The sequence below is a fragment of the Geminocystis sp. CENA526 genome, assembly GCF_050753365.1.
Lineage (GTDB): Bacteria > Cyanobacteriota > Cyanobacteriia > Cyanobacteriales > Cyanobacteriaceae > Geminocystis.
Genome location: NZ_JBLZFY010000180.1, coordinates 1 through 4,657, shown reverse-complemented (window position 1 = coordinate 4,657; position 4,657 = coordinate 1). Strand labels below are relative to the sequence as shown.

Here is a 4,657-nt window from a genome sequence, read left to right as displayed (position 1 = left end):
CACTATACACTATACACTATACACTATACACTATACACTATGCTTAATAGTTCCTGATCTATAATAGATGAAATTACTGGAGAATTAAGAAATCTTATGACAAGTGTAGTCTCGATCGCAAACAAAGAATTATGGGAAGATAGGGAATCCTTGGAAGACTATATCTTATCCCCCGAAGAATTACCCCCTACAGATTTAATTTATGATGATGGAGAGCCGATGGAAACGAACCACCACCGTATAGCAATGAATATACTTATCGATTCCGTAGAGAATTTTTTGATGAAACAACAGGATGATTTTTATGTAGGCGGTAATATGTTCATTTATTACAGTGCGACTCAAGCTCGAAATCGAGATTTTCGGGGACCTGATTTTTTTCTGGTATTGGATACTAATAGCGATGTTTTACGCAAGGCTTGGGTAGTGTGGAATGAAAATGGGCGCTATCCAGACGTAGTAATTGAACTTATGTCACCTTCTACAGCACACGCTGATAAACATGAGAAAAAAGACATTTACGAGAAGATATTTAAAACTAGAGAATACTATGTTTTTGATCCGTTCGATCGAACTTCTCTGCAAGGTTGGCGTTTAAATAATAAAATGAAATATGAAGAAATTACTCCTAACGAAAAGGGATGGCTTTTCTGTGAAAGCGTCAATCTCTGGTTAGGCACTTGGGAAGGTGTTATCCGTCGAGAAAATAATCATTGGTTGCGGTTTTTCGATCGAAATAGTAATCTTGTTTTACTACCCTCAGAAGAAGAGCAACAGAAAGCCCAACTTGCCCAAGAGGAAGCCCAACTTGCCCAACAAGAAGCTCAACAGGCTCAACAGAAAGCTCAACTTGCCCAAGAGGAAGCCCAACACGCCCAACAAGAAGCACAGTTAGCAAAAGAAAAATATGAGCGTTTAGCGGCTCGATTACGGGAATTAGGGGAAAATCCTCAAGATTATTCTTAGCAAAAATTTTGATAACTTAATTTTTTTCTCCTTTTCTTCAAAACTTAAAGAGGTATTTTTTACCTCGTAATTGAATGAAAGTTCTTCAAATTGCAGACTTTTTTAGACTTCTCCAATAATTATTTTTACCCGATTGAAAATGACGATAAACTATATTAGTTTAACGATTTCAATATCTAAATTGATTTAATTTTTCATTTCTGGAGATGTCTTTTGTAAATGTAGGGGTTGAAAAATGTTCAACCCATCTTAACCTTTAAATTAAACCCTAATTATACTTCTGCTTATTATAATCGTGGTATTATTTATGACTATTTAGTATATTTAACAGTTTTTTTAAAGAAAACAAGGGCAACTTTTGAGATAAATTTATTAACATCAAACAACCTATTTGCTTTTTTACTGACGGTTAAGGTTATTATGGATCATTGATTTTTAGCGTGTGAGAGTGTCAATGGTTCAATATCTGGTATTTTTAACAATATCCGCAAGTCTTTATGCTTTATTTGCATTAGGCTTAAATTTACAGTGGGGATTCACGGGTTTAATTAATTTTGGTCATGTAGCATTTATGACGATCGGAGCTTATACTACGGTGCTTCTGTCGGAAAAGGGTGTACCCCTCTTTTTAGCGGTGATTATTGGTGCTGTGGGTGCTTCTGTTTTGGGTTTATTAATTGGACTTAGTTCCTTGAAATTACGAGAAGATTACTTGGCGATCGTAACTATTGGAGTATCAGAGTTAGTCCGTTTGATAGTACAAAATGAACAATGGTTAACGAAAGGCACTTTTGGCATACAAAGTTACCAATTACCTTTTGCTCAATTTAAACCCAATTTTTTCGGTAAAATCTCCATGATTTTCTTATTAACCTTATTAACGGCTTTTGTGTTGTGGCAACTGTGGAAAAATATCCGTCAACAATTAGGGTTAAATCGTCAAATTCAAGGCAAAAGTTTTCAGCCTTCTAGTCGTCTGAGTATCTATATTTGGGGTGGTATCGCCCTTGTTTTCATTCTTTTAGTCTATATTAACGGTTCGATCGCACTCTATAACTATAGTTACAAAGCAGGGTTAATGTTATTAATGTTGATAATTTTAGCTTTAACTTATTATGGTTTAGATTTATTAGTACATTCCCCTTGGGGTAGGGTTTTAAAAGCGATTCGAGAAGACGAAGAAATCCCAAAAGCCTTGGGTAAAAATGTTTTTTGGTATAAATTACAATCCTTTATGTTAGGAGGTGCGATCGCAGGAATTGCAGGGGCTTTTTATAGTTGGCAATTAACCACCATTTACCCCTCCAGTTTTGAGCCTTTATTAACCTTTAATGCTTGGATTATCGTAGTGTTAGGGGGTGCAGGAAACAATGCAGGAGTAATATTAGGCGCGATCATTTTTTGGGGTTATGACTCCCTAACTCGTTTTATTTTCAACAATTCTGACGTTATCTCTGCTTCTCAGGTAGGCGCATTAAGAGTAATGATTATCGGTTTAATTTTAATGATATTAATGGTTTGGCGCCCACAAGGAATTTTAGGCAAAAAACAAGAATTATCCCTCGGAAGGTAATTGAAAAGTAATGGTGGATAGGACGATAGAGAGCAGGGTGTTTTCATTCTCGAAATTGTATTTAACTCAAAACTATAATTGACAAGAAATCTAGCCATTTTTTCTGATTAGAAAATCAATTATTATTAAAAACTATGATATTTTGGGGGAAAAGTAAGTTAAATTTATTTAATGATCGCTATTAGACGTCAGATTGCTTCGTACCTCGCAACGCTGCGCGATTTATTACACGTTGGGATAATGGTTTTCACCCATCACTCGCTGTGTAATAAATTGACAAAGCTAACAGTTTTCGTTCAATAAATTGAACTTACAAAATACAATTTTATGCTGACTTTGAAAAAACCCTGTTATTTAAGAGGGGTTAGGGGGAAGCATATTCTCACAACTCATAACGGATTGCTATATCATTAAACAACGTAATCCAAGCTACAGTTAAAAGCTATTTTTTCTTCATAATAAATCCTTTAAATTTAGTTGTTCAAATTCTTGGAAAAAGGTTAGCAAACGTTGAGCAATTTTCTTTACTCCCCCTTGAATATTTGTTTCAACATTTAAGGGTAATACGGGATCATGGAGAGATAATCGCAGTAAAAACCAACCTTGTTCTGATTCTGATGTACAGGAAACCCTAATGCCTTCATAGTTATTAGGTACAATGTTCCAATCGGGTTGGTTTGCACTAAATTCTGTTAGTTTTTCGATAACTTGATTACCATATTCTTTAAAATTTTCGGCTTTAATTATTAACCTAAATTCTTCACTTTCTACAGGTTCTTTTAATGTTTTAATTAACTCAGTTAAATCTTTATTTACTAATTTTAATTTAGCTAATTCTATTAATAATTTTGTGACTAAATACGCCCCGTCATCAAGAAAATAGTTTTCTTTTAATGCCGCATGACCAGAAGTTTCGATCGCAATCCATGATTCTCTACCTTCTTGATTTAACCGCAATGCTTCGTTAATGACATTTTTATAACCTCTTTTAAAACGATGATGCTTACCTTGCAATTCTTCCTCAATAAAGGCGGTTAAACCATCGGATGTAATGGAGTCAGTCACGATCGAACTATGGGGATGTTCTTGTAAAATAATAGCACTAATCAAGGCAATTAATTTGTTACGATTTAACTCTTTTCCTTGACTATCCACTGCTGCACTTCGATCGACATCGGTGTCAAAAATAATACCAAAATCTGCTTGATGACGGATTACAGCTTGACAAATCGACTCCATCGCTTCTTTATTTTCAGGGTTCGGGATATGATTAGGAAAAGTACCATCTGGCTCTAAAAATTGACTACCGTTTATATCCGCGCCTAAAGGTTGTAAAACTTTGGTGGCATAAAAACCCCCTGCGCCATTTCCTGCATCCACGATGATTTTTAAGCCTTCTAGGGGTTTTTCCCAGTTGTCGGGATGGTTTACCCCTTCTCGAATTTTCGTGACGAATTGATTCGCATATACCGTCATAAAATCTTTCTTTTCGATCGAACCTAACTTATCATTACTAGGAAACTCGCCTTTTTGTGCCAAAGTCAAAATATCGGTAATATCTTGCTTTTCTAAACCGCCTTTAGCGGTGAAAAATTTTAAGCCATTGCGATTAAAAGGAAGATGACTCGCCGTTAACATAATCGCACCATCACAGTTAAATCCTTCGTTAATGGTACTCATAAACATCGCTGGAGTGGAAGCCATAGCAAAATCATACACCTTTACCCCCAAAAGTTCGATCGAACCCATAAGCGCATTCATCAAGGTTTCTCCCGACAAACGGCTATCCCTACCCACAGAAATCACTAAATCTGAAGGTTGTTTGCCTTTTTGCTGACTTAACCACACAGTAAAAGCCTTACCAATGGTAGCAATAACATCAGGAGTGAGGTTAACTTCTTCCCCTTCAACACCCGTTAAAGCAACACCTCTAATATCTGAACCGTTTTGTAACTTTTGCCAATTAATATCTATCATAAAGAATTAGGAATGAAGAATTAAGAATGAAGAATTAACACTTCGACTACGCTCAGTAAGCTAGGTACAAGGAATTAAAAACTATACACTATACACTATACACTATACACTATACACTATACACTATACACTATACACTAT

At 35.5% G+C, this 4,657-nt stretch carries 3 protein-coding genes; 2 read left to right on the top strand and 1 reads right to left on the bottom strand.

Going from position 1 to position 4,657, the window contains the following annotated elements:
- Window positions 1–96 precede the first annotated feature (96 nt).
- A complete protein-coding gene (locus tag ACN4EE_RS22035; protein WP_431708666.1) occupies window positions 97–966 on the top strand; it encodes a Uma2 family endonuclease in 870 nt (289 codons plus the stop codon).
- Between the two features lie 454 nt (window positions 967–1,420).
- Window positions 1,421–2,539 carry a branched-chain amino acid ABC transporter permease gene (locus ACN4EE_RS22030; protein ID WP_431708665.1) on the top strand — a complete coding sequence of 373 codons (1,119 nt, stop codon included), beginning with the start codon at window positions 1,421–1,423 and terminating at the stop codon, window positions 2,537–2,539.
- Between the two features lie 453 nt (window positions 2,540–2,992).
- Here the strand turns inward: ACN4EE_RS22030 and ACN4EE_RS22025 are convergent, their stop codons facing one another.
- Window positions 2,993–4,516, bottom strand: coding sequence for a phosphomannomutase/phosphoglucomutase (locus ACN4EE_RS22025; RefSeq protein WP_431708664.1), 1,524 nt, complete (start codon window positions 4,514–4,516; stop codon window positions 2,993–2,995).
- Window positions 4,517–4,657: the final 141 nt, after the last annotated feature.

Excerpts from the sequence above, each read along its gene's own strand:
- ACN4EE_RS22030 (WP_431708665.1), top strand. The coding sequence starts at position 1,421 with ATGGTTCAATATCTGGTATTTTTAACAATATCCGCAAGTCTTTATGCT.
- ACN4EE_RS22025 (WP_431708664.1), bottom strand. The coding sequence starts at position 4,516 with ATGATAGATATTAATTGGCAAAAGTTACAAAACGGTTCAGATATTAGA.
- ACN4EE_RS22035 (WP_431708666.1), top strand. The coding sequence starts at position 97 with ATGACAAGTGTAGTCTCGATCGCAAACAAAGAATTATGGGAAGATAGG.